Origin of the sequence: Lacibacter sediminis, from assembly GCF_014168535.1 — a bacterium.
Lineage (GTDB): Bacteria > Bacteroidota > Bacteroidia > Chitinophagales > Chitinophagaceae > Lacibacter > Lacibacter sediminis.
This window is the reverse complement of sequence record NZ_CP060007.1, coordinates 3,429,027-3,455,536: the sequence shown is the minus strand read 5'-3', so window position 1 is coordinate 3,455,536 and position 26,510 is coordinate 3,429,027. Positions and strand designations below refer to the sequence as shown.

Genomic DNA, 26,510 nt, shown 5'->3' with positions numbered 1-26,510 from the left:
TCCCGATGTTTCCCTTGGTATAATTATCTTGGTACGTTGCGCAGAATAACTGTTTGTCCACCTTCACGGTTTAAGTTCAATCCACTGCCATCAGGATTAAAGAATTTATTATCCTGCCATGTGTGCGGATGAATGTTTGCAAGGAATGTCCCTGGTACACCAATAATATCTGAGATATCCCACATTGCACCCCATTCCCAACTACCTAAACGATTATTGTTGGTTGTATTGTATTTGCTGTTCCATGCTGCGTCTGTTCTCTTGTGATTCATGTTCAGGAACGGCTTGTTTTCTTTTGTCTTGATGTTGTATTGCCAAACATAAGAATCATGCGTAGCAGCAGGATAATACGAATCTCCGTCTTCCTGTATGTAAACATAATTTTCTGTAACACAAACGTTATCAGGATTAATAATTCCTGTGCCTGGAGTTAAGTCGCCATCAACTAAAACTTCCAGTGTGCCTTTTGTTGGGTCACCTGCATTCATTTTCAAACGATACAAACGCCCCCACATGGTATAGCCTTCCTGGTTTGTTTCACCATTCGGCGATTGACCTGTTGCAACAAAATATACATCACGGTTATTTGAAGGATTGCCTTTACCGTAGTCAACATCTTCAACACGTGAGAAACGGATTGCACCTAAAGCATTTGCCTGTGTGTTGATTTCTGCACCACTGATATTTTTTGCATTCGGTATTTCTACGAATTCAACTTCATATGAATTACCGATGGTCATATCAAGTTCAACCTGGTTGCCATCTTTGCGTTTCAGTGTAAAAAAACTTCCATTGTTTAAATCACCAACAGTATTGCTCATATACATTGCCAACTGGCCTGCACTAAGGTGATTGCTTGAATAACTCTGGTCTTCACCAATCATGATTATTGTTTTACCTGGGTAAGCAATTTTGGTAAGTGGCACAGCATTTTCCATACTTGCTTTGCCGAGCGCAGGCAGTACACGATCCTGACGTGCTTTATCGCCAACAAGACTTCCGGGATGAATACCATGTACCATACTTTCCTGTCCGCTTTCACCTGCTGTTAAAAATAAAGGACCAAAGCCATGTTCCTGCGGAGTAGCCATTGTTGCCGAACACAAACGCCACACGCCACCAATGGCATCAACAATGTATTCGCCTTTTGTTGGCTTCAATGTTTTGTCGAGAAATACTCTCGATACTGATCTGATGATCTCATGATTGGTGATGAGTACATAACCATCACTGTTCGGATCTTTTAATAACCCGGCTCCATCGGGCTGTGCGCCATAAACAAATCCAGGAGAATTGGGTAATGCATCTTCACTGCTAAGCAGTGTGTAAATACCTACGTTGTTGAAACCGGGCATTGTAAATGCAAGTGCCGGATTTACTGATTTGTTTGCGAATTCAATGTTGTTGTTGTAAAATTTTTTGTTCTCGCTTTTGTCGCAGGATGAAAAAAGAAATCCTGCAACGGCAACAGATGCCAGTGATAATGAACGGAGCATAATTGGAAAGTTTTATTGCCGCTAAGATGGAGGGGCAGTGTTTCCAAATTGTTAGGGAATGGTGAATATGCGGTTAGCAAATTGTTACCTGAATTGTTTTGTTTGAGGTTTTGCTTTTTCAGAAGAAACATCGTAAAACAGCCATTAATTAATATTTTTCTTTTCTTTACAGTTCATGGAAATTCTTTCATTGTATTCCCTCTCATACTGGGCATTTATTTTACTGGCTGCTTTTGCAATTGGATTAGCGAAAGGTGGATTGAAAGGTGTTGACATGTTGGCTGTTACCATCATGGCGCTTGCATTTGGCGGTAAGTCATCAACAGGAATTGTATTGCCGTTGCTATGCTTTGCAGATATAGGTGCCGTATCGTATTACAACCGCCATGCACAATGGAAACATTTCTGGAAAGTAATTCCATGGATGATCATTGGAATTCTGTTAGGTGTGTTTTCAGGAAAAGATATGGACGAGATTGTTTTTCGAAAAATAATGGCTGTGATCATTGTTATTACCATCGTCCTTGTGTTATGGTTGGAGTTCCGTAAATCAACATCGGTACCACAACATCCATTATTCGCAACGGGTACAGGATTGGCGGCGGGCTTTACGACCATGATCGGTAACCTTGCCGGTGCATTTGCAAATCTTTATTTCCTTGCAATGCGTTTACCTAAAAATGATTTTATTGGTACGGCGGCATGGATATTTTTAGTGATGAATTTATTTAAACTTCCTTTCCAGGTTTTTTACTGGAAGAACATAAATGTACAAACACTGCAAACCGATCTTGTATTATTGCCTGCGTTGATTCTTGGATTCTTACTGGGTATTCGTTTAACACAAAAAATAAGAGATCTGCATTACCGGAAGATGGTATTACTGTTAACCTTGGCAGGTTCGGTGTTGATGTTGATGAAGAAATAAGAAATGGGTTTGCCGATCCGGTTTTTACATCCTTTTTAACGGGCCCACCCATCAATCACATCCCCGAGATCACTGATACCTAAGGTGAACCAGAAAATAAAGAGTGCCAGAAAAACTTTTACTGCAAAAGGAAGGACGAAACCAAACCATTTTTTCAATAGTTCATTTACCTGTGGAAAGAAAAGCAAGGATAAACATATGCCAACTATGCCCGGAACAGGATGTATAAGTACCAGATTTAATATTCCTATGGTTAGAACAGCTAAGCCGAAAAACCAGCTGAATACATTTTGTAAAGAAATTTTTCCTTGCATCAGGTTTGTTTTTAAAATCACTAATGTGGGTTAGAAGCTTTTCAGCATGAGTTCAACTTTATCAAATAATTCTCCCACACCTAATGATGCCCAGATAACAAAGAAACCCAAACCGATTTTTATTAATCCCATTTTTGGAATTGAAAAACCTGTGATCTTCTTAAGTAGTTCATTTGCCGGTAGAAAGTAAACGAACGAGAGAAGCAGAATAAAAATTCCGAAAGCAGTATCGTTTCCCCAAAATGTATTCACAATGCCGATAGCAAAAACAATTACGCCAAAGATCCAGCTGATAATAGTCCCAATGTTCAATTTGTAGGTCATAAAGAAAAGGTTTAATACTTTAAAAGTACTTTGAAATACAAAGTAAGTGTATATTTGTGAATCAATCAAATGATTTTTGAAAAGTTTTCTTTCCGCCTAAGGATAGCTGGCCCTTGCGGTTAAGCAAGAACGGCTGCAGTTGATAGCTAACTAAACAGAAATAAGTTGTGTATGAAAGTGTTTGTTGAACATCATTCAGTTGTGCGAAAGATCTGGGGTAAAAGCGATACCGTGCTGTTTATTTTTGCAGGCGCCTCAGCCGAGTTTGCGCTTAACAAAGCTGTTGATTGGCTTTACTTTACGGGCAAGCTGCCTGCCGATCCGCTTGGAAGGTTATTCTCAACGGTTTCCTATGCGAAAAAAATCATTTTTTCATTTGAGGATGAGGCTTACAAGGCAATTGATATGATGCATCACATTCATACTGCTGTAGAACAAAGTCGTGGCTATAAAATTCCCGAATGGGCTTACCGGGATGTGTTGTTTATGTTGATCCATTATTCCATTGCATCGTATGAGTTGCTTGAAGAAAAGTTAAGCGATGAAGAAAAAGAAGAGGTATATAATGTGTTTTATCGTGTGGGTATAAGAATGGGCTTGAAAGAATTGCCGGTTAATTATGTTGAATGGCTACCAGTACGTAAAGCCCATTTAATAGCCGACCTCAAAAAGAGTGAATACACCGCTGACCTTTTTAAGCAGTATGAAAAGCATCTTGGCAGCATGCGGTTTAAAGTGTTGATCGAAGGACAAAAACTTGTAGTGCCGGATACAGTGAAAGAGCTGTTGCAGCTTCGTGATTTCTCATTGCTTACACCCGTTGTGCCTTTATATAAGATCAGCAGGCTGATGAAGATGGACTGGATGCTGAAAAGCATATTACTTCCTGCTGATTATAAAGATCAGATACATGAACTGGATGTGTATGCAAGGTAAAAAACGCAAGCGTCTACTCTATTAAAATAAAAAGTCCTGCATTAGCAGGACTTTTATATTAAGTACCGGAGAGCAGACTTGAACTGCCGACCTTCGGGTTATGAATCCGATGCTCTAACCAGCTGAGCTACCCCGGCCTATTTGGGGCTGCAAAAATAGAGAAATACAGCTAATTGTTGAAATCAATTTTCGGTTCTTCCCGGATAAACTTTCAAGGCTTCTTCTAAACAATCCATTGCCTGATCAAGTGCTGTTAAATTCAGCACATAAGCCAGCCTTACTTCCTGTTTTCCAAGTCCTGGTGTACCATAAAAACCTGTTGCTGGTGCCAGCATTAGCGTTTGTCCTTTGTAAGAAAATGATTCAAGCAACCATTGACAGAATTTATCGCTGTCATCTATCGGTAATTTCGCCATGGCATAAAAAGCACCGCCCGGGTTGGGACAAACCACGCCTTGCATTGCATTCAATCGCCTTACTAATAGATTTCGGCGGGAGAGATATTCAGCTTTCGGCGCTTCAAAATAAGATTCAGGCAAATCAATCGCTGCTTCGCCCATGATCTGTGCCAGGCCGGGAGGGCTCAATCTTGCCTGTGCAAATTTCATGGCAGCATCATACACCGCTTTGTTCTTTGTAACAAGTGCGCCAAGCCTTGCTCCGCAGGCGCTGTATCGTTTACTGATGGTGTCCATCAATACCACATGCTGCTCAAGTCCTTCAACATGCAAGGCGCTGACATAGTCACCATCATAACAAAATTCACGGTATGCTTCATCACTAAAAAGATAGAGATTGTACTTCAAACAAAGCTCTTTCAGTTTATACATCTCTTCTTTGCTGTATAAATAACCGGTAGGGTTGTTTGGACTGCAGATGATAATCGCTTTTGTTTTTGCTGTAATTACTTTTTCAAAATCTTCAATAGGAGGCAGGGCAAAACCCGTTTCAATGGTTGAAGTAATGGGCACAACCGTTACACCCGCAGCGCAGGCGAATCCATTATAGTTCGCATAAAACGGTTCAGGAACAATTACCTCATCACCTGGATTTAAACAGGTGAGAAAACCAAACATGATTGCTTCACTACCACCGGTTGTGATCATGATCTGGTCGTAACTCACATCAATCCTCACTTTTTTATAATACTGCACCAGTTTACGGCGATAGCTTTCGTTACCGGCGCTGTGGCTGTATTCGAGTACTTTAATATCTGTATTGCGCACCGCATCAAGAATAGCAGGAGGTGTCTCAATATCGGGCTGACCAATATTCAAATGAAATACTTTGATGCCTTTCTTTTTGGCAGCTTCTGCAAAGGGAACTAATTTTCTAATGGGCGAGGGCGGCATTTGTTCGCCACGTTTACTGATTGCTAACATGCGGGCAAAGATAGGGTTGGTACTTACATTTATTAGTATTGGAAATAAAAAAGCCTCCGAAAAATCCGGAGGCTGATTATAAATGGAGATGGTTTATTTATTGTTCAACATTACCTAAGATGGTAAGCACCTGCTCCTGATCAATCCCCAGCAATTTTACTCTTACTTGCTTTGAGAATTTGCCCGGTGTGGCGGCATTGTAAGTGGCGGTAATAGTGCCCGTTTTGCCCGGTTTGATAGGTTCTTTTGTATAATCAGATTTTGTGCAGCCGCAACCCGGCGTAACTGTTTCAATCACCACATCTTCTTTACTGTTATTGGTAAATGTAAACGTTGCTGTTACAGGACTGTTCAATTTGGCTTTACCGAGGTCAACTGTTTCACTTGTAAATTTTACAAGGTCAGCTGGCTTTTTTGTTTGTGCATTCACTGCAGTGAAAACAAATAGTGCTACAAAGGCGATCATGAACTGTTTCATCGTATGCTGATTTTGTTTTTATTGTTTAAAGATATTTAATGCCTGGTTGGTTGGTGCCGATTGGTCAGGAGTTTTCCAAACGGTTCCTTTAATGTTCATCACTTTCACTTCTCCGTTGTTATAATAAATGGTGATGGTTTTGTCGAACACGCCCTCTGCAGCAGCATTGTAACCAACTTTAATGGTTGTTTTGCCACCGGCAGCTACAGCTGTACGGCTCCATTCAGGAGTTGTACATCCGCAGGATGCCTGCACGTTATCGATCTTCAACGAATCTTTACCAATATTTTCAACCGTGAAAATGTGTGTTACAGGTTTTCCTTGCGGGATCTTTCCAAAATCAAATGTTGTTTCAGAAAGTTTAATGCTTTCAGGTTTTGGAGCAGGAGTTGTGGGGGTTGTGGCAGTGCTGTGGTTGTGCCCGTCATGGTTTTGAGCCATGCCTGCAAAGCCCAGCAGTAAACCGGCACAAAGGGTAATAACATGTTTTTTCATAAATGCTTTTATTAGAGTTGTAAAAGTAAGTATTAGTACAGACAGTTCATAACCCTGTATGGTTGCCTTTCACAAAATTTTATTAGCGGCAATTAGCCCGGAATTTTCATAGCTTGGGGCCGAATTTTACCTCCCGCACGGTTTTTCACAGTAAAAGGGTTGTTTTCACCAATTCGGCTTACAAGTGTTAACGTGGGAGCAAATCATTTATTTTTGCCGCATGGAATCAACCACTAACGAAACCTTGCAACTCCAGCAGCTCTCATTTGAGCATTTTCAGCAGGAAGTGTTGCAGGATTACCGCATCGCTTGCCTTAGTCGTGAAGCCAGTCTTCTTGGCCGTAAAGAAGTTCTTACGGGTAAGGCCAAGTTTGGCATTTTTGGCGATGGTAAGGAAGTGCCGCAGCTTGCAATGGCTAAGTTTTTCCAGCCCGGCGATTTTTACAGTGGTTATTACCGTGACCAGACCTTTGCGTTTGCAACAGGTGTTGCATCAATAAAAGAATTTTTCGCCCAGCTGTATGCTGATCCCGATACGGCACATGATCCACACAGTGCAGGCCGCCAGATGAACTCACACTTTGCTTCTGAATTTGTAGATGCAAATGGCAATGTTCTCGACCTGGTGAATCGTAAGAACCTTACTTCAGGTATGGCGCCAACGGCAGCACAAATGCCCCGTTCGGTTGGTTTGGCATTAGCATCAAAATTATTCCGTCATTCAGATGTGCTGAAGCAGTTCACCCAGCTTTCAAATAAAGGAAACGAAGTATGTTTTGCTACTATTGGCGATGCATCAACAAGTGAGGGTCATTTCTGGGAAACGATGAATGCTGCTGCAGTGCAACAGATTCCTTTGGCTGTGTTTGTTTGGGATGATGGATATGGCATTTCTGTTCCTAAAAAATATCAGACAACCAAAGGTTCCATTTCAGAAGCCCTGAAAGGCTTTCAGAAAAAAGACGGAACCACCGGTATTGAAATTTATAAAGTGAAAGCATGGGATTATGCCGGCATGTGCGAAGTGTTTGAAGCGGGTATTGAAAAAATACGTGCAACGCATACACCTGCATTGTTTCATGTGGAAGAAGTAACGCAGCCACAAGGTCATTCCACTTCGGGTAGTCATGAGCGCTACAAAACAGCGGATCGTTTGCAATGGGAGCGTGAGTGGGATTGTATCAAGAAGATGAAGGAGTGGATCATCGAAAACAACCTGGCAGATGAAGAACAGCTCAGCACAATTGAAAGGGAAACAAAAGAATTTGTACGCAATGAAAAAAATGAAGCGTGGAAAGAATTTGAATTGCCGGTTAAAGAACAGGTTACAGAAGTAGTTGCTGCATTGCAACAGGCCGCTGCATTATCTCACAATAGAGAAGAAGTTGAACAGGTGATCAATGAATTAAACAAACTTCGTGAGCCTAACCGCAGGGATGTAATGAGTGCTTTGTATAAAGGCATTTCTGTTGCAGGTGTTTCGTCTGCTGCAAATGAGTTGTATAAAAAGTTGCAGAAAGAAAACGAAGCATTGTTCAGCTCGCATTTGTATCATGAAGGTGCAGCCAGTGCCATGAAAGTACCTGAAGTAAAAGCAGAATATGCAGCTGATGCATCGTTGTTGAATGGTTATGAAATTCTCAACCGTTATTTTGATCAGCTATTTTCGAACAATCCAAAAGCAGTTGCTTTTGGTGAGGATCTCGGTTTTATTGGTGATGTAAACCAGGGCTTCGCCGGCTTGCAAACAAAACACGGTGAGAACCGCATTTTTGATACAGGCATTCGTGAGTTGACCATTATGGGACAAGGTATTGGTCTGGCAATGCGTGGCCTTCGTCCGATAGCAGAAATTCAATACCTCGATTATTTAGTTTATGGCTTGCAGCCGCTCACTGATGATGTGGCAACATTGCAATACCGAACAGCAGGAAGGCAAAGTGCACCGTTGATCGTTCGTTCACGAGGTCATCGTTTGGAAGGCATCTGGCATAGTGGTTCGCCAATGGGTATGATCATTAACAGTCTTCGGGGAATGTATGTATGTGTGCCACGCAATATGGTGCAGGCAGCAGGTATGTACAATACATTGTTGCAAAGCAATGAACCGGGTCTGGTGATCGAGTGTTTGAATGGCTATCGCTTAAAAGAAAAAATGCCTTCTAATCTTTCATCCTTCACGGTGCCGATGGGTGTACCGGAAGTGGTGAGACAAGGAACAGATATTACCATTGTATCATACGGTTCTATTCTGCGCATTATTGATGATGCGGCACAACAGCTTGAACGTTTTGGCATCAGTTGCGAAATTATTGATGTACAAACACTCTTGCCTTTTGATGTTGATCATGTTATTCTTGAATCATTAAAGAAAACAAACCGCATCGCTTTCATTGATGAAGATGTACCCGGAGGCGCAGCAGCTTACATGTTCAATAAAGTAATGGAAGAACAAGGCGGTTATAAATATCTTGATGTTGCTCCTCGCACTATCACAGGCAAAGCACATCGTCCTTCTTATGGCAGTGATGGTGATTACTTCAGCAAACCGAATGTTGAAGAGATCATGACGGTGTTGCAGGAGATGATGAGAGAGTGATAAGTGGTGAGTGGTGAATTGTGAATACGCCTCGTTAGACGCCCCTGTCAGACGAAAAAATTTTATGACTCTCAAGTTTAATTAAACTCTTTACGTTTTTAATCATTCACTATTCACTATCAGCGATTCACAAACATGTCCTTCCTTTCCATCATCGATATACTCGGCACGTTTGCATTTGCAGTTTCAGGTGCCTTCTCTGCAATGGAAAAAAAGCTTGATCCGTTTGGTGTCATCATCCTTTCCTTTGTTACAGCTATTGGCGGCGGAACATTGCGGGATGTGTTGATTGGTGATACACCTGTTGGATGGTTGCGGAACGGAACAACAACGATAGTAATTATTGCAGCGGCTATTGGTACCATGTTCTTTGGTAACTACCTCAAACGTTTTACAAGTACCTTATTTTTATTTGATGCATTTGGTCTTGGCCTTTTTACACTCATCGGTGTGGAGAAAGGATTGCAATTGCAATTCAGTCCGGGTATATGTGTTGCATTGGGCACTATTACCGGGTCGTTTGGTGGTGTAATACGAGATGTGCTGCTGAACAATGTGCCGCTTGTTTTCCGTAAAGAAATTTATGCTTCTGTTTCTATTTTGGGTGGGATACTTTACCTCTTGTTGTTAAAAGTTGATATGTTCAGTCCTTTTGCAACGATCATTGCCATTGTATTTATTGTTGCATTTCGAATTATTGTTGTGCGGTATAAACTGGCATTACCACGAATTTATTAAGGATTCCTTCACATCGTTGTCGCAAAATCACATATTTATGTCGGTGATACTTTCCTAATTTGCAACTCTAAATTTTTTATATGAAATTATCATTATACCAGGTTGATGCATTTACTTCAACATTGTTCAAAGGAAACCCGGCTGCTGTAGTACCATTAGAAAAATGGATTGATGATGAATTGATGCAAAAACTGGCGATGGAAAATAATTTGGCCGAAACAGTATTCTTTGTGCCATCGAAAACAGAAGGTGCCGATTACGATATCCGCTGGTTTACACCTGAGCTTGAAATTAATTTATGCGGTCATGCTACATTGGCAAGTGCATTTGTATTGTACACACAGCTTGGTTATAACAAACCATCTGTAACATTCAGTTCAAAAAGTGGGTTGTTAACCGTTGAGAAAAATGGCACTAATTATGAAATGGATTTCCCATCATGGAAACCGGAACGTATAAATGATTATCCGGAAGGTATTGCTGAAATTCTTGGCGTGAAAGAAATCCTTGGTGCTTATAAATACCGTGATCTGATGATAGAGGTAGCTACTGAAGAAGAAGTAGTCAATGCAAAACCTGATTTTACTGCCATGAAGAAAACCGGCGAAATGATTATTCTAACTGCAAAAGGAAATACAGTTGATTTTGTTTCACGCTTTTTTGCACCAACTGCAGGCATTGATGAAGATCCGGTAACAGGTTCTGCGCATTCACAGTTGATTCCTTTCTGGAGTGAGAAGCTGGATAAAAAAAGAATGATTGCAAAACAGTTGAGTAAACGTGGAGGCGATATTATCTGCGAACAGAAAAATACAGAACGTTTAATGATGGGTGGAGAATGCGTATTTTATATGAAGGGAGAATTTGAAATAGCAGGTTAGAATTTGTAATATTCCTTCATTCTTGCGATCAACAGATCTTTTTTTCTCCGGGCAACTTCCAATTCATGCCCGTTTGAAAGAAGAACTGATCCGCCTTCGCCCCGAAAATATTCTTTTATATGCTTCAGGTTTACAAGAACTGATTTGTGAATACGAACAAAGCCTGCATCTTCCAGCAGCTTTTCATATTCATGCATCGGTTTTGAGGTGCAGGTCATTTTGCTGTTTGCAAAATACAGGTTCGTGTAGTTGCCCGATGACTCGGCGTACAAAATATCATCGAGCTCAATCACCTGGAAACCTTTTAAGGACGGTATACAAAGCCTCATTTTTTGAGGCGATTGTTTTTGCGTGAGATTGTGAAGAAATGTTTCGATGTTTTTGTTCCCGGATTTTTCATTAATTCTTTTTTTTGCCCGTTCAACTGCATCGATCAATAAATTATCTTCTACCGGTTTTAATAAGTAGTCAATGGCGCTGAAATGAAATGCTTCCACCATAAACTGGTTGTGGGCAGTAACAAATATCACTTCAAAGTTGGCACCTTTTAATTCTTTCAATAATTCAAAGCCACTTTTTACAGGCATGGCAATATCAAGAAAAATCAAATCGGGATCCAGAATTTTTATTTGATCTATTGCTTCATTGGCATCCGTAAAGCTGCCAATAACAGTTACATCGGGGCAATTGATCTGCAAAAGTTTTTGCATTGAGCTGATGCCACGGGGTTCATCATCTATTAAAACGGCTTTTAAGTCCATAGGTTTTCATTTGTTTTAATTGGTAAATGAAGCGTAACAATTGTTCCGGTTCCATTTGCCGGTGATAGAGTTAGTTTGTCCTGGATATGAATCGTGCTACGCAGGTTGTATTTTTCATTGAGCAATTCAATACGTTGTTTAATATTATCAATTCCTACAGATGGTTCATGAGTAATATCTTTTTTTCTTTTTAATGATTCTTCAATTCCTATCCCATCATCTTCAACAATACAGATCAATTGATTATCCTGTTGTTTAAAACTGATCTGTATGGTGATGTTCTTTTTTTGCGCCGAACCATGCCAGATAGCATTTTCAATAAATGGCTGAATCAACATTGGAGGAACCATGATGATATGTGCATTTAAATCTTTTGCTACATCAATTTTATAGAGAAACTGGTTGTTCCTGATGCTTTCCATTTCAACATATCTTTCTAAATAATCCACCGTATCAGTTAAGCTCACAAATTGTTTGGCTGAATGATTTAACGTAATACGGATAAGCCTTGCAAACTTGCTGAGATACAGCGAAGCCTGCTCGTTCTCATTATTCAGGATCATTTCACGAATACTGTTCAGACAATTAAAAATGAAATGCGGATTCATTTGTGCATGAAGTGCCTTCATTTCAGTTTGTGTAAGCTGTTTATCAATATTTGCCTGGCGATTAATTTGTTTTACCCGCTTTTGGTATAGAAATACAACGAGGATTACGAAAGCTGCAATGGTAAGAAAGAGGAAATAGGGTGATCTCCAGAACGGTGGTTTAATCTGCAGGTGAATGGTTTGCGTTTGCGGCTGCCACCGATTATTGACCGAAAACATTTTTACTTCAATGTGATGAGAGCCTGGCGTTAATTTACTTAACACAACCACATTTTTTGTATTTAATTGATTCCAATTTTCATTTTTGTCATTCAGGAATCGATAAGCAAAGCGATTTTCCTCAGGGTCAGTAAAATTGATGGCGTTTAAGGTTAGTTCAACATTATTCTTTGAATAGGGTAATACAATTTTTTGATCTTGTACTTGGTTTTCACCCATCACTTCTACCGAAAAAAGAGGAACTGTTTTTTCCGCAGCTCTTGCGTCGGCAACAAATGAAATCAGATACTGCCCTGCGCCAAAATAAAAACGATTTTTTACAGAATCATAAAAGCTGCCATTGCGTGGTGAGGTAACAACTGCTGAAGGTAATCCGTCGGAATAATTAAATTGCTTAATGGAATGATCTTTTATATTAAATGCAGAAATGCCATTTGCCATACCAAGCCAGATGTGGTCAGCTATAATATCAGAACTGGTAACCGAATGTCCATCGATCGTGCTATTCTCTGCAACACGCAGATACATTTTGTTTTCGTTAGTGTTGTATTGAATGATCTCATTGTCATAAGAAGCAAGCCATAAATTGTTTTCATTGTCACAATCAAGCAGTCGCATGTAATTTGTTACCGTTTTAATTACGGTAGGGTAAGGGATGAGCGTATCGATTTTATTTTTTTTCCTGTTCCAGCGACAGAGCCCATCCCCGGCTATCCAAACATTCCCTTTTTTATCTTCTTCCATGCTAAAGCAAAAGGTGATTTTCAGTAAAGGGCTTGCTGTAAAGTCATAGAATTTATTTTCTGATCGCTTGTATTGTACAAGGCTATTCAAAATACCAAATGATAACCATAGGTCACCTTCGGAATCTTTAAGAAAGCTTCTTGTTTTTGTATCGTAAAACCATGCAGGTTGGCCCGGTATATTCAATCTTCCATTTGAAAAATTGTTTTTATTGAACCATAGAATACCTTTTGCAGTACCTAGCCATAATGTATCTTGATTAAATTGGAAAATAAAATTCAGGCTGTTGCTCCCGGCCCCGTGTTTTGAAAGATCAACAACCTGTTCGATCTTTTTAGTTTGATTGTTTAACACAAGCAGCCCTCCCTCGTTTCTTAAACCCACAAACATTTTGTTCTGCGAAATGAAAACACTTTGAATGCCTGTATTTACTATTGAAGGATGTTGCTGCGACAGATCTTCATCATCAAAAAAAGTATTCCTGATATTTTGTTTATACAATCCATCGTTGGTGCCTATCCACAAGCGATTTTTTTTATCAGTGAAAACTGAAGTACAATACTTTCCTGCAAAAAATTTTCTCCCGTCGGAAGACCATTGATTTGTTGCTTCTGCAAAATGAAGCAGGTAAAATCCTCCAACTTTGCTGGTAAGTGCAGCAACGCTGTCATTAATAAAAAATAGTTTGCTGTACCAATCAAGATCGGGAATAACATGTTTTGGAATGGTGAAGGATGTATGTTGGCCGTTAACAAGGTTGTGGATTTCCAATGTGTTTTTTTCCGAACCGGGAATTATCAATTGATCGTTGCCGGCGTAAAACGAAATTCGTTCTTCATCTGTTTTGAAATTAAGTAATTTCCTGAGAGAGGGATGTTTCCCAAATGAATGTGCTTCTATTTTTTTCGTTTTGTAATTGTAGAAGGATCCGGCAAGGTTATTCTCTTGGAATATTCTTCCGTCGCTTAATTGTGCCAGCCAGTTCCCAAACCACAATTCTTTACGTCCTGCATCCTTTGGAGAAAAATGATCATAACGGGAGATAAGCTTTCCATTGCCGTTGAAAATATATAAACCCGTTTTTGTTGATAACACATAATTGCCTGACTTGTCTTTTAATGTTTGCCATACCTGATTCGACCAGAAATAAATTGTGGAATCAGCAGGAACAAAAAAGGATCTGAGTTTTCTTGTATTGGTATTATATGCAAATGCGCCTACGGCAGTGGAACCGATGATCTCGTTTTGTTGCCATGATAAGTAAAGGATATCATTTTCCGGCAGTGGTAAATTATCAGTTCGTTTAAAAAAATTACTGAACGATCTTCCGTCGAAACGATTGAGACCTTTTTTTGTACTTACCCAGATGTAGCCTGATGAATCCTGCACAATGCCCGTGACGCTGTTATGTGATAACCCATCGAGTTTTGTATAACGGGTAAAATCTTTCTCATCAAAAGATTGTGAAAAAAGCTTTGTATAGCCAAGTATAAGCAGTGTTATATAAAAGGAGCGTATAGGCATGTTACGCACTAGTCTGCTTAAAGTTACTTTCTAGATTGCAATTATTCAATTGCCATTTGCCCTTTTTTATCGTATCGCCGTTTATCAGTTCCAACCGGCCTTTTAAAGCTTCATACCTGCCGTACACGGTAACAAGTACGCTATTTTTTTAATTGTTCTACTTCCATTCAAACAATTGAACCCACCACAAATACAGTTCCTCGTGCTGTATGCACTTGCACACAATAATTTCAGATTAGTAATGAAATTTTCCTGGACCAGCTTACAAATATCAATTGCAGGTGCAAGACTAAGCCATCTTGTACAGAAAGATAAAATTTGGGATCATGGCAGTATGATTGAAAATTCAAGAATTCTTTTTTACCTGGTTCAAAAAGCAATGAATACTGGTAAAATAGAGTCATTAAAAAAGCATGTTACTCTTTCCTGTTATCAGGAACTTGAAAAAGAGATGGATAGCATTAAAAAGAAAGGCTTGTTAAATTCAAATGAAAACCCTGTGATCACAGAATTGGCAGTGATCTCGGTATGCGAGAGAAAAAATAATAAACCAGATATGTTTAAAGCATCAATAAAAGGCTATTTGAGAAAGGAAGGCAGTACTGTATTAGATAATAACCAGCACCGGTTTTCATTTAACTGCTCTTTTGTTCGACAAGGCGATTGGTGGTTGCTGCATGAAATGAAACATTGACTATTACTTCAGTTTTTAAAATTGACAATTATGAGAATAAAACATTTACTTTTTGCAATATTTAGTTTTTTTTATTGCTTAACGGGCAATGCACAACCTGGCGCATTGGATCAATCATTTGGAAGTTTCGGGATTGTTGTTACTACTGAAAGTATGTCGAGGTTTGAGAACATACTGCCTTTATCAAACGGACAGTTCCTTCTCACCGATCATGAGTTAGCAGTACGTTACTATGAAAACGGAGCTACCGAATCTTATACTTACAGTATATTTCGCAGGTATAATGCCAACGGTACTCCTGATCTTACCTATGGCAGTAATGGTAAACGCAGGTTCTTTTTAAGTGATGAGATACATCAATATTTTACATCATTTGCAGTATTGGCAGACGGAAGAATTGTTGCTACAGAATCGGTACAAACTCTTGGGAACAGCCCCGCTCCTTTAAACAGGGTTTGGATATTTAATGCAGATGGAACAGGTGGCGGCATACTGGCAGAGCTATCTGTCTTTGGTTATTTTGCTGTTAGACTAAACGATATCACAGTTGATAAAAATAACAGAATTGTTGTTACAGGATTTGTAAGAGGAATGACAGCTTCAGACAGAAACCGAACATACATTGCAAGGCTGTTAAGTGACGGTAGCTTTGATGAAACTTTTTTTAACGGAGGGTTCCGGGTGTTGGTTGAAAACTCCAGCTATAATTATTCGGGAGAAAGGGTTACAACCGATGCTGCTAACAACATCATTTTATGGGAAGATGGTTTTTATAATGAAGAAGACGGTTATTACATTTCCAAGTTCAAGGAAAATGGATCAATGGAAACCAGTTTTCCCTATGTAAAAACAAATGCTGTTGTGCGGTCATTACTTACTGATGGCAATTCAAAAATCGTCTATTTAAATAACAGTGTTATCAAACGCCTCAATACCGACGGGAGCGAAGACTTAAGCATTACTCCCGATTTCTCACCTACAAAATTGCTGGTACAGCCCGATAATAAAATTCTTGCCATTGGCGGCAATACTGTTTTTAAAATGGGCCGGTTTAAAACTGATGGTACTGTCGATCCTTCCTTTGGTACGGATGGTTATGTAACTACAGACTTAAACCTTAATGGTTATCCGCTTGGGGTACTCTACCGTAACAGGCGATTATATGTATCAGGCTATATCGTTAACAGTTTTGCTTACGGAACCATTCTTGCTTACGATGGCAGCGATGTACGTATGACTTGCCCTTCACCTGAGAATCCGTACAATGTTGATGCAGGAAAATGTTATGCTACTGTAAACGGCATCAATGCAATCATGTCTTCCAGTACTTTATATGCCAATGTTCAGCATAAAATAGAATATAATAATACAGTTGTTCAAGGTGAAGGTGGGGTTGCCGGCAAACAATTTCAATTGGGTACAACAAAAGTAACTTATTCTTATACCGACATAACTACCCAAACCTGTTCGTTTAATATTACCGTTTCAGATAAGGATGCACCGGTGGCAAAATGTAAAGATGCTACTGTTGAGCTTGATGCATCAGGAAATGGTACGCTTACTGCAGCACAGGTTGATAATGGTTCTTCGGATGGTTGTGGTATTCAATCCCGTGTATTAAGTAAAACAAGTTTCAGTTGCAGTGATCCTGCATCGAATACTGTAACATTAACAGTGACCGATATTCATGGTAATTCATCAACCTGCACAGCAACGGTTACTGTTGTAGATAAGATAGCTCCTGTAGCAAAATGTAAAAACATTACAGTTAATCTTGATGCAAGTGGCAATGCCAGCATTATTCCTTCTCAGATTGATGATGGTTCAACAGATGCCTGTGGAATTAAAAGTTATAGCCTTGATAAAACAACGTTCAATTGCAGTAATAAAGGCAACAATACTGTTACATTAACCGTAACTGATAACAATAACAACTCTTCAACTTGTACAGCTAACGTTACTGTTGTTGACAATATTCCTCCAACAATAATATCTGTTGTGCCTAACCCACAAGCCATATGGCCATCAGATCGTAAAATGAAAAGTGTCACGGTAACTACCACCTCTACCGATAATTGCCCCGGTACTACGTGTAAGATCACTGCTGTTGCTATTAAAGCAGGCGAATTTGCAGGAGACAATATTGGCCCAGATTGGGAAATAACAGGTGACAATACAGTTAATCTAAGAGCTGAAATTCCGAGGAAAGGTGTTAAAAGGGTTTACACAATTACGGTTACCTGTACAGATGCTGCGGGCAATGCCAGTACGGCTACTACCGATGTTACAGTTTCACATAACATTATTACGCCGGCTAGTGGCGCTTCAGTAAAAATTGGCACAACAGTAAGTTTAACCGGTGAGTTTTGGGATGTGCCCGGCAAAACACATACCGCTAAATGGTTGATTGATGATAAAACGATTGCTGGCACTGTAACCGAACCATCAGGTATGAATAATGGAACAGTAACCGGTTCTAATAAATTCACTGCTGCGGGAGTTTACAAGTTAAGGATGAATGTAATTGATCAAAATGGAGTAACCAGCTACAGCAATACCAACGAAAATCTCGATGCCATTCTTGTAGTGTATGATCCAAATGGCGGATACACTTACGGAGGCGGTTATTTTGTTTCTCCGGCTGGCGCTCTGGTAAAAAGTCCAACTGCTAAAGGCGATGCTACTTACGGATTTACTGTGAATTATAAAAACGCCACATATCCTAAAGGTGAAGCACAGTTTGAGTTTAAGGTAGGCGATTTTGAATTCAATGCATTGAATTTCGAGTACCTGGTGATCAGTAATTCCATGTCACAATTCAAGGGCACAGGTAAGATCATTGGAGATCAAAGTGGTATTGGATTCACAATGACCGTTGTTGATGGCCAGCTTGATGGAACAGGCATTGACAAAATTCGAATGAAGATATATAACAAAAATAATGGCCAGGTTATTTATGATAATCAGCCGGGAGCAAGTGATGCAGCTTTGCCAATACAGGCGGTTGGTGCTAACAGTGTAATTGTAATAGGAGGCGGAACAAAATCATCATCCGCAGTTATTACTGAACAGCCGATTGTGAGATTGGAAAATAACCTGCTCATTGAAAGTCTTGAAGTGGGCGCATTTCCCAATCCTCACCAGGGAACATTCAGTTTACGAGTTCAATCGCCGGTTGCCGGAAAAATAACCATTGAATATTTTACAATGACAGGTGCAAGAATTTATGCCGGCGAGCAACAGGTGAAAGCTCATGAACAGGTATTTGTTCCAAACACAGGGTTAAAATTCAACGGTACTATTTTTTATAAGGTTAGTATTAATGGTATCATCAAAACAGGAAAAATCGTTGGCATAAATTAAACGCTAATGGTTGTAAAATCATCACTGGTTTAAAAGTAGACTCAACAGTGACCCAACATATTGAGGGTTGCTTCTATGAAAGTCAGCAAAAAAAGAGGCCGTATCATTATTTTGATACGGCCTCTTTTTTTCAATCAACAAATCGTTGTCTTTGATCTGGTGTTGGTAACATACAGCTTTCCTGTTTGCCAAACCATTTGTAACGGTTCTTACCGATCCATTTATAAATACCATCTCTGATAAATGCTGGAATAACAATGAGTGCATACAACAATTTCCAACCACCATCTAAATGCCTGCACACTTTCAATGCTGCAGTCGATTCACGGTAGGCAATACCATCTTCAATAAAAATAACAGAAGTAATAACCAAAGGGTCGATGTTATACTGTGGTAATATCCGTTGCGCCGTTTCGCCTTGCAGTGAACCAAAGGTCAACTTTCCTTTCTTATCTCGCTTTAATGCAAACTGTATCCAGAAATTACAGAAGTTGCAAACGCCATCAAATAAAACCAGCCTGTTCATTGCCTCTTGCATTTTACAAATTTACGAAAATCAAGTACCCAAAGCGGTACTATGAACTGCCACGGCAATGTTTTAACTTACAGTTTTTAAAAGGCAATTTATGCATCTTCGAAATGTGCACCTTTTCCTGCTTACTTTTTTATACTTGTATGTCGGTAATTTGTATGCCCAAAAAAATAACACAAAAGATACGCTCTCCGTTTATACATTAATTGCACGTGCCGATGAACTGGCTGCTGTTGGCCGGATTGATTCTGCTTTGAAAATAAATTCAACCGCTGTGGAGCAAAGCAGAAAATTAAAATTTGAACGAGGTGAAGGTTATGCTGTTTTAAAAAAAGCTGAACTGTTGTTCAAACAATCAGAGAATAAAGAGGCAATTCACTACGATTCGTTGGCATTAAAAATCGCATTGCAATTAAATGATGGTCCGTTACTTGCCGCTGTTTATCACCAGATGGGTTTACACGCAAGTTATTTTTCAAAACATGAGGAAGCAGTTGCATTGTTCGAAAAATCATTGAAATCGGCTTATGAACTTGAACAGTCATCTAATACTGCATCCGTATACAATAGCATGGGGCAGGCATTTATGGAAATGGGTGACTTTGAAAATCAAATGCTCTGGCAAACGAAAGCGCTCACATTGTATGAGAAGCTGGACGATGATGATGGCATTGCACAAACATTGAATAATATCGCCGGTTTGTATTACGAGTTGGGTAAAAAACAGGAAGCAATAATGTATGGAAAACGTGCAGTAGTGATCCGGGAACGGATTGGTAATTACGATGAGCTTTCTACAACCTACAATAATCTTTCACAGATATATCTGTTTGCCGATTCATTTCAACAGGCACAACATTATGGTGAGTTGGGATTGAAGTTTGCAGGCCTGAGCGGTTCAAAAAACAAACTGGCACATGCTTATACCAGCATGGTGTTATTAATGAACCGGCAACGAAAAAATAATGAAGCACTCGGTTATGAAAAGAAAGCTATTGCAATTCTAGAGCAAACAGGCGACAATGTGATGCTGTCACGCAGGTATATTTCTGCTGCGATTCTTTCCAGTTCAAAAGAAGTGAACGACAGTGCAGGAGCTGTATCGTTCTATAATAAGGCCATCAACCTGGCAACAAGAATCAATTCACGTATGAATATTCGGGATGGGTATTATTTCCGTTCAGCATTTTTCAATAATTACAAAGATTATGCGAAAGCTTTGGACGATTATAAAAAGCATATCCTGTACCGTGATAGTCTTGTTTCATTGGAAACGAGCAGTAAAATAGCAGACATTGAAACAAAGTATGAAACAGAAAAAAAAGATCTTGAAATTGAACGGTTGAAAACAGAGCAACGTATCCGTCAGTTGGAAATAGAAAAACAGAAAGCTGTGATCACTGGCAATCTTTCATTGGCAAAGCAAAAGGAGAGCGAAATTAATTTACTGATGCAGCAACAGGAATTACAGGATCTGCGGTTAAAAGAGAAAGATAAAGAGCTGGAAAAGCAATTACTCGTTACAAGAAATGATCAGCAGCAACTTAAACTTGCACAACAGGAAAAAGAATTACAGGATAAGCAGATTCAGGCACAGAAACAACTGCGAAATCTGCTGATTGCAGGAGCTTTATTGATTCTGATATTGGCTGTTGTATTGTTCAACCGTTTCCAGATCAAGAAAAAACTTGAGGAACAGGTACACCTGCAGGAAATGCGCAATTCAATTTCAAGAAACCTGCACGATGATATTGGCGCATCGCTGAGCAACATCAATATACTCACTGAACTCGCAAGAAGAAATGCAACTGATCCTGATAAAGCAAAAGAATATTTAAGCAAGGCAGCGGATGATATCCAGCATGTAAGTGAAAGCCTGAGTGATATTGTATGGAACATCAATCCACGCTACGATGAACTGAATAATCTTTTTGTACGCATGAAGCGTTACGCAGCCGACATGATGGATGGTAAGAATATCAGCTATGAAATGAATTTTCCTGAGGATGCATCAGAAGTAAAACTGGGAATGGACCAACGTAGGGATCTTTACTTGATCTTTAAAGAAGCAGTAAATAACATGGTCAAATATTCCAGGGCAACTAATGCAAAAGTGGAAGTACTCATCAGTCCAAACAGTATGAAGCTGTTAGTGAAAGATAATGGTGGTGGGTTTGATATGAATGAAGTAAAGGAAGGAAACGGCTTGCGGAACATGCAGCAAAGAGCTGCACTGCTGAAAGCATCGCTTACAGTTGAATCGGAACCAGGTAAAGGAACAACTGTTAACCTGGATATGCCGCTGGGATAGTACCCAAATGAGTAGTTGCAGTTTTGCCTGTTCGTTTATAATTTGCACTATGCCTTATAGCCTGTTGATATTTGAGGATAATGCACGTTTGCGTCAATCACTTGAAATGTTGTTGGATGATGAAGTGAACTTTAAAGTGGTTGGTGCATTTGCCGATTGCATACATGCTGTAGAGCAGGTAGAAAGTAGCGGAACTGATCTTGTGGTGATGGATATAGATATGCCCGGCATGAGTGGCATTGAAGGAGTTCGGCAGATCAAGAACAAATTCCCGCATGTAAAAGTGGTCATGCATACTGTGTTTGATGATGATAACCGAATATTTGATTCCATTTGTGCAGGAGCCGATGGTTATTTGTTAAAGAACACATCTCCCGTTCAACTTATACAATCATTACTGGAAGTAATGCAGGGTGGTGCACCCATGAGTCCGTTTGTGGCACAGAAAGTATTTCAACACTTCCGTAAACAAAATCTTCCTGCCAGCGACCCGTTTAATTTAAGTGACCGGGAAAAAGAAATTCTCGAAATGCTGGTGCAGGGTAATTCTTATAAGATGATTGCTGCAAAAAGTAATATCGTGGTTGACACGGTAAAAAAGCATCTGCGTAATATCTACAGTAAACTTCATGTCAGCTGCGGTACCGAAGCAGTAGCCAAAGCTTTGCAGCATAAGATCGTAAAAATCGATTAGTAAAGCTCCTTACACAAAAAGGTAATTGACAGGCGCCCGGTTATTTTTCAACTTTACAGCAAATTGTAAATAATGAAAAACAGATCAACTGCATTACCTATTTTATCATTACTATTCTTTCTCTTATTTACGGCAGTTTCTTCAACGGGCCAATCAATTGGTGATCGTGTTAAACGGAAAGTGAATGATCGCATCAACCGAAAAGTAGATGAATCAATAGACAAAGGACTTGATAAGACAGAAGAAGGAATTAACAAAGCAGGGAAGAACGCAACAAAAAAGGATGAGAAGAAAACAACCGATAAAAAAAGCTCATCAGCGAAAGCTGACACAACAAGTCCGGCAGGAAGCAGATCGTTTTCTGATTTTGTGCCTGGCGGTAAAGTGTTGTTTGAAGATAAGTTTGAGAAAGATGCCGAGGGTGATTTTCCTGCGCAATGGAACACCAATGGAAGCGGTCGTATTTCAACCATTGATGGAAAGGATGGCAAATGGCTGGAAGTTGCACACGGATCAGTTGTGCATCCGGTACTCAACAAACCATTACCTGAAAATTGTACGATCGAGTTTGATCTTTTCCTGATGAAACAAGGCGATCGAAATACTCCCTTCATTCAGTTTGGCTTTACACCCGTTAAGAATATTCTTCGAGAAGATTTGTTTTACCGTGATAAGTTTTACACTACCATCTGGCATTACAGTGATGCAAATGAGAAACTGATCGAGTATGGCTTTAAAGATCCAACGGGTACGAAGAATGATTTTCCTATTGTTTCTTACACCAATAAAATTCTGCATGTAAGTATTGCTGTCAACAAAGCAAGGGTGCGTGTGTATCTTGATAAGACTAAGATTATTGATCTGCCAACAGCGTTAACAGCTGATCTGCGTAATACATTTTATATCTGTAACGGAACTGTAATACCTGCCTCTGAAATTGGTTTATTTGTCAGCAACCTGCGTATTGCATCAGGTGATGTGGATGCAAGAAGTTTGTTAGTTAAGGATCTGTTGGAGAAAGGAAAGGCATCCACCAATGAAATTCTGTTTGATGTCAATAAAGACATCATCAAGAAAGAATCATTCAGTATCATCAACCAGATTGGCGAAGCGTTGAAGAGTAATCCAACACTTAAAATAAAGATCGTTGGTCATACCGATGGTGATGGTAAGCCTGCTGATAATCTTTCCTTATCAAAACGTAGAGCAGAAGCTGTAAGCAGTTATCTCATCAACAACTTTGGTATTGATGAAAATCGCATTTCAACCGAAGGGAAAGGGGCATCAGTACCTGTGGCAGCTAATACAACTCCCGAAGGAAAAGCAAAGAACAGGAGAGTTGAATTTATTAAACAGTAATCTCTATAATTCATGCGGGCTTATTTGTTATTTACTCTTGTTGTTATTCCTCTCATTCATTTTGCACAACAGCCGGCAGGGGATGCAGAACGCATGTTGCAGGCATTGAAGCAATCGGGTTATGTAAAGCAGGAGGGGAACCGTATCATTTTTAAAGTGAAGAAAGCCAGTGATACTCCGCAGATTAAAATGATGTACGGGGCGTTGTTTAACAATCCATCTTATACAATCGCATTTGATGTTGACGGAAAATATTTTGAACGAAATAAACCAACATCAGTATTTACAGATAAGAAACCTATGCCTTTTGTTCAAAAGGAATGTATCAGCGATATTAATATTATTACTGCTGAGCGGATGCAGCAAAATAAAACGATCAGCTTTAGTGGTAATACAATGAACTTTCGGTATAAGCGACCTGCTGATACTCTTCAGTTTCGCAAATTGTATCCCTGTAAAGTGCGTTATAATAAAATTATTTATGATGTTGTTTTTACAGATGCAGGTGGGAGCAGATCAGACTCTCTGGTGGCAGTGTTCAATAATACGGTTGCTGTAACGCAATCGGTAAAACAATATGAGTATTTAAAGAACCCCGATTTTGAAATGGGGCCCGCTATCCCGCATTGGAAAAAATTAGGCGAAGCTTTCAATGATTCACACGAAGGAAGCAATCAGCTTACCTGGAAAGAAATGAAAGTGGTGAAGCTGGGTGGTGATTACTGGAAAGATCTTGATTATGCAAGAGGCTATCATAAACGGTATTGGGTAACATCATTAAAGGGAATGATCGGTGGTACTTGGGAATTAAGAAAAAGAAACAGCGGCCGTTACAAAGGCACGCTTACATCAGAGCCATTTAAGATCTATCATTTTCAACGATACCTGAGCTTTTTAGTTGGAGGAGGCAATGATGAACAGAATTTAAAGGTTGAATTGCTTCGGATGCAGGTCCGCCCACGCATAAGCGGCGATATTACTCTTCAAAAAACACAACTGCCCGGTACGCAACGTCAGCCTGTGCAAACGTCAATGGACACAACGTATGTTCCTGTGTTAGGGGTGGATCCGAAAACAGGCCATAATAGTGAACAGTTCCGGCGTGAGTGGTGGAACATAAGTCGTGTTGATACGTCAGCTTATTATGTAATCAGCATTACAGATAATTCAACAGTAAATACCGGATGGGGTTTTATTAATGTTGATGATTTTCGTTTTCTTGATAAACTACCAACAGCTTATACCGGCGAAGATTCGTTGCGCATACACCGTATTGAAGTGGATGATTTTGTAAACAATACAAAACAACTTGTGTATGTTGATTATTACACACCCTTATTTGGTGCTGCTGATACGCATACGCATTTAATGAGCCATTTAAGTATGGGAGGTAAGTTAATGTACGGTGCCCCCGATATAGGTTCGCTAATGACAGCAGGAACCATTCATACAGATCATGGCGATCCGTTTGCCAAAGATTGTAACACTACACCTGTACGTGCATCTTCCCTGGAGCAGGCTTTGGGAAATTGTAATGCAGCACATGGCGGATGGGGTTTAGATAATACATGTGGCAACTATCTCCGTGCAATGCTCATCAATGTAGCATTTGATGGTTCGTATGTACACCGTGTACCTTTTGAAACCAATATGCATGGCGATCACCCGCATGCAGGTTATCCAAATTTTGTACACTGGCCGCATTTTTCTTCTATGAGTCATCAGCAGATGTATGTTGACTGGATCAAACGTGCATACGAAGGTGGCTTACGTGTATTGGTTACATTAGCTGTTAACAATGAATTATTGGGTAACATGGTTGCCGGCGATCCTCCCTATGATGATGTAGCTGCATATAATTTACAGATTGATGAGATAAAGAGTTTTGTACAAAGGCATAATGATTTTATGGAGCTTGCATTAACCACCGCAGATATGCGCCGTATTATACAATCAGGTAAAATGGCGGTGTTGTTAGGTGTGGAAGTTGACAATTTAGGCAACTTTAATTATGCAGGGAATGGAGCAACCGAAACAAAAGTGAAAGCAGAGATACAGCGTCTTTACACGAAAGGTGTTCGTTATATTTTTCCCATTCACCTAACTGATAATGCATTTGGCGGTATGGCTGTTTACAGTGCACTTTTTGCATTCAGTAATAAATATGCCAGAACAAGACCTACGCCTGATGGAAGTATGTTGCCACCGGGATTTATGTTGGAAGTAGAAACAGCAAGCGATAGCAGGATCAATTATAAACTGAAGTTGCTCGATGAGAATCTGCCTCCGGGAACAACTGCAGGTTTAACAATTGTAGCAAAACCTTTACTTGATTTTATTGGCGAAATGCATTTCCCTTTTTTGATTGATCTGATTAATTGTATTGAAGGGAAAATAAAATGTATTCCGCAGTTCAAGATCATTACAAGTTTATTGAGCGAACCCGGTTGGGATTTTTATAATGCAGTGAGTGGCGGGCATGTAAATAAATATGGTCTTTCGCCAATGGGCAAATTTGCTGTGCGGGAAATGATGAAGCTGGGTATGATCATCGATATAGATCACATGAGTGAGAAATCTGTGGCTGATGCGTTTGCAATAGCGGAAGAATTCAGGTATCCATTAATATCAGGTCATAATGGTTTAAGGGAAGGTTACAATGCACATCCTGATCATAAAGTAAATGAGAATAACCGAAGCAGGGCACAAATGGATCGGTTGCGGAATATAGGGGGTGTGTTTGGATTGGGTATTGGTGAAAGCGATTCGAGAGCATTTTTAACCAACTACAGGAAAGCATTATCAATGATGGGGAATAAGGCTGTTACTATGGGCAGTGATATTAATGGATTTGTGGTGATGCCATCGCCACGTCCCGGTTCGGCAGTAAAATATTTTCCTTCAACCAGTGAATCAGCAATGACGAAATACAGCTTCGGTCCGGCAAATAAAACATGGGATTACAATACGGATGGTGTGGCACATATCGGATTGTTTCCGGATTATTTCCAGGATCTGAAGAATCAGGGTATGTCAAAAAATGAACGACAGGTATTTTTCTCGGCGGCAGATTACATTATGAACCTTTGGCAATTATGCGAGCGCAATAAAGTGCTTGTTCGGTAACAGC

20 protein-coding genes and 1 tRNA gene are annotated in these 26,510 nt (G+C 39.7%); 11 read left to right on the top strand and 10 right to left on the bottom strand.

The window, feature by feature from the left end; all coding sequences use genetic code 11:
- Positions 1 to 23: 23 nt before the first annotated feature.
- Entirely contained in the window at positions 24 to 1,496 is a 1,473-nt protein-coding gene (locus H4075_RS14670) for an alkaline phosphatase PhoX (RefSeq protein WP_182801582.1), read from the bottom strand.
- Positions 1,497 to 1,671: 175 nt separating this feature from the next.
- On the opposite strand from H4075_RS14670, the gene H4075_RS14665 reads away from it, so the two are divergent.
- Positions 1,672 to 2,424, top strand: a complete 753-nt coding sequence (locus H4075_RS14665; RefSeq protein WP_182801581.1) for a sulfite exporter TauE/SafE family protein — start codon at positions 1,672 to 1,674, stop codon at positions 2,422 to 2,424.
- A gap of 35 nt (positions 2,425 to 2,459) precedes the next feature.
- On the opposite strand, the gene H4075_RS14660 is transcribed toward H4075_RS14665, so the two are convergent.
- Together H4075_RS14660 and H4075_RS14655 are read right to left on the bottom strand one after the other, a co-directional pair.
- On the bottom strand, positions 2,460 to 2,738 hold the full coding sequence (locus H4075_RS14660) for a hypothetical protein (protein ID WP_182801580.1): 279 nt from the start codon (positions 2,736 to 2,738) through the stop codon (positions 2,460 to 2,462).
- Positions 2,739 to 2,768: 30 nt separating this feature from the next.
- Entirely contained in the window at positions 2,769 to 3,062 is a 294-nt protein-coding gene (locus H4075_RS14655; protein WP_182801579.1) for a hypothetical protein, read from the bottom strand.
- Between the two features lie 171 nt (positions 3,063 to 3,233).
- Here H4075_RS14655 and H4075_RS14650 point away from each other — a divergent pair, with 171 nt between their 5' ends.
- Positions 3,234 to 3,998: an oxygenase MpaB family protein gene (locus H4075_RS14650; protein WP_182801578.1), complete on the top strand. Its 765-nt coding sequence runs from the start codon at positions 3,234 to 3,236 to the stop codon at positions 3,996 to 3,998.
- Positions 3,999 to 4,061: 63 nt separating this feature from the next.
- Here the strand turns inward: H4075_RS14650 and H4075_RS14645 are convergent.
- The 4 genes from H4075_RS14645 to H4075_RS14630 all read right to left on the bottom strand — a co-directional run bounded on the left by H4075_RS14645 (position 4,062) and on the right by H4075_RS14630 (position 6,353).
- A tRNA-Met gene (locus H4075_RS14645) sits at positions 4,062 to 4,135 on the bottom strand.
- Between the two features lie 45 nt (positions 4,136 to 4,180).
- Complete coding sequence (locus tag H4075_RS14640; RefSeq protein ID WP_182801577.1) at positions 4,181 to 5,380, bottom strand: pyridoxal phosphate-dependent aminotransferase; 1,200 nt, start codon at positions 5,378 to 5,380, stop codon at positions 4,181 to 4,183.
- A gap of 97 nt (positions 5,381 to 5,477) precedes the next feature.
- On the bottom strand, positions 5,478 to 5,858 hold the full coding sequence (locus H4075_RS14635) for a DUF1573 domain-containing protein (protein ID WP_182801576.1): 381 nt from the start codon (positions 5,856 to 5,858) through the stop codon (positions 5,478 to 5,480).
- An 18-nt stretch (positions 5,859 to 5,876) separates the two neighbouring features.
- A complete protein-coding gene (locus H4075_RS14630) occupies positions 5,877 to 6,353 on the bottom strand; it encodes a DUF1573 domain-containing protein (protein WP_182801575.1) in 477 nt (158 codons plus the stop codon).
- Between the two features lie 220 nt (positions 6,354 to 6,573).
- Here H4075_RS14630 and H4075_RS14625 point away from each other — a divergent pair, with 220 nt between their 5' ends.
- The 3 genes from H4075_RS14625 (at position 6,574) to H4075_RS14615 (ending at position 10,571) form a co-directional block, all read left to right on the top strand.
- Complete coding sequence (locus H4075_RS14625; protein WP_182801574.1) at positions 6,574 to 8,952, top strand: alpha-ketoacid dehydrogenase subunit alpha/beta; 2,379 nt, start codon at positions 6,574 to 6,576, stop codon at positions 8,950 to 8,952.
- Positions 8,953 to 9,087: 135 nt separating this feature from the next.
- On the top strand, positions 9,088 to 9,690 hold the full coding sequence (locus H4075_RS14620) for a trimeric intracellular cation channel family protein (RefSeq protein WP_182801573.1): 603 nt from the start codon (positions 9,088 to 9,090) through the stop codon (positions 9,688 to 9,690).
- A gap of 80 nt (positions 9,691 to 9,770) precedes the next feature.
- Entirely contained in the window at positions 9,771 to 10,571 is an 801-nt protein-coding gene (locus H4075_RS14615) for a PhzF family phenazine biosynthesis protein (protein ID WP_182801572.1), read from the top strand.
- Here the strand turns inward: H4075_RS14615 and H4075_RS14610 are convergent.
- Complete coding sequence (locus H4075_RS14610; RefSeq protein WP_182801571.1) at positions 10,568 to 11,332, bottom strand: LytR/AlgR family response regulator transcription factor; 765 nt, start codon at positions 11,330 to 11,332, stop codon at positions 10,568 to 10,570. The genes H4075_RS14615 and H4075_RS14610 overlap by 4 nt on opposite strands.
- Positions 11,323 to 14,427: a sensor histidine kinase gene (locus H4075_RS14605; protein ID WP_182801570.1), complete on the bottom strand. Its 3,105-nt coding sequence runs from the start codon at positions 14,425 to 14,427 to the stop codon at positions 11,323 to 11,325. Before H4075_RS14605 ends, H4075_RS14610 begins: the two co-directional genes overlap by 10 nt.
- 241 nt (positions 14,428 to 14,668) lie before the next feature.
- On the opposite strand from H4075_RS14605, the gene H4075_RS14600 reads away from it, so the two are divergent.
- Positions 14,669 to 15,121 (top strand): TIM44-like domain-containing protein, encoded by a 453-nt coding sequence (locus H4075_RS14600; RefSeq protein ID WP_327059379.1) that lies wholly within the window; start codon positions 14,669 to 14,671, stop codon positions 15,119 to 15,121.
- Positions 15,122 to 15,151: 30 nt separating this feature from the next.
- The gene (locus tag H4075_RS14595) at positions 15,152 to 18,484 is read left to right on the top strand and encodes a hypothetical protein (protein ID WP_182801568.1); all 3,333 of its coding nucleotides are present in this window, start codon (positions 15,152 to 15,154) and stop codon (positions 18,482 to 18,484) included.
- A 130-nt stretch (positions 18,485 to 18,614) separates the two neighbouring features.
- On the opposite strand, the gene H4075_RS14590 is transcribed toward H4075_RS14595, so the two are convergent.
- Positions 18,615 to 19,010: a thiol-disulfide oxidoreductase DCC family protein gene (locus H4075_RS14590; RefSeq protein ID WP_182801567.1), complete on the bottom strand. Its 396-nt coding sequence runs from the start codon at positions 19,008 to 19,010 to the stop codon at positions 18,615 to 18,617.
- 100 nt (positions 19,011 to 19,110) lie between these two features.
- Here H4075_RS14590 and H4075_RS14585 point away from each other — a divergent pair, with 100 nt between their 5' ends.
- The 4 genes from H4075_RS14585 to H4075_RS14570 all read left to right on the top strand — a co-directional run bounded on the left by H4075_RS14585 (position 19,111) and on the right by H4075_RS14570 (position 26,506).
- On the top strand, positions 19,111 to 21,327 hold the full coding sequence (locus H4075_RS14585) for a tetratricopeptide repeat-containing sensor histidine kinase (protein ID WP_182801566.1): 2,217 nt from the start codon (positions 19,111 to 19,113) through the stop codon (positions 21,325 to 21,327).
- Positions 21,328 to 21,376: 49 nt separating this feature from the next.
- Positions 21,377 to 22,021, top strand: coding sequence for a response regulator (locus tag H4075_RS14580; RefSeq protein ID WP_182801565.1), 645 nt, complete (start codon positions 21,377 to 21,379; stop codon positions 22,019 to 22,021).
- Positions 22,022 to 22,093: 72 nt separating this feature from the next.
- Positions 22,094 to 23,380: an OmpA family protein gene (locus H4075_RS14575; protein ID WP_182801564.1), complete on the top strand. Its 1,287-nt coding sequence runs from the start codon at positions 22,094 to 22,096 to the stop codon at positions 23,378 to 23,380.
- A 12-nt stretch (positions 23,381 to 23,392) separates the two neighbouring features.
- A complete protein-coding gene (locus H4075_RS14570; protein ID WP_182801563.1) occupies positions 23,393 to 26,506 on the top strand; it encodes a membrane dipeptidase in 3,114 nt (1,037 codons plus the stop codon).
- Positions 26,507 to 26,510 lie beyond the last annotated feature (4 nt).